We start from the raw sequence: 465 nt of genomic DNA on the forward strand, positions 1-465 counted from the left end.
TCTTCCGCTCGGGCTACGCCGCGGCGATCACGGTGGTGTTCCTGGTGTTCGTGCTCGCGCTCACGCTTGTGAAGTCGAGGCTCGCCGATCGCGGCGTGCACTACACATGACGCACGCCCGCTCCGCCCTTTTCTGGTCCGTCACCCGCCACATGCTGCTGATCGCGGGCGCCGCGGTCATGCTGGCGCCCTTCATCTGGATGATCTCGACCGCATCCAAGCCGCAGACCGAGATCTTCTCCAGCGAACTGCATCTGATCCCCCACCAGTTCGCGCTGATGGACAATCTGCGGGAGGCCTTCGCCAAGGCCGACCTGCTGCGCTTCCTGCTCAACGGCGTCATCGTCACGGTGTCGATCTTCGTGCTGCAGGTGATGGTCGCCCTGCCGGCAGCCTATGCGCTGGCCAAGCTCCGCTTCCTCGGCCGCAACACGCTGTTCGCCCTCGTCCTGTTCGGGATCCTGAT

Annotated in this window: 1 protein-coding gene; it reads left to right on the forward strand. The window is 64.7% G+C overall.

Annotation, left to right across the window (positions count from 1 at the left end; all coding sequences use genetic code 11):
• Nucleotides 1–106: 106 nt before the first annotated feature.
• The coding region (locus tag AACY49_RS30810) for a hypothetical protein (protein ID WP_339528078.1) at nt 107–465 on the forward strand (359 nt) is incomplete at its 3' end.

The organism is Pseudomonas sp. EL_65y_Pfl2_R96, from assembly GCF_963970905.1.
GTDB lineage: Bacteria > Pseudomonadota > Gammaproteobacteria > Pseudomonadales > Pseudomonadaceae > Aquipseudomonas.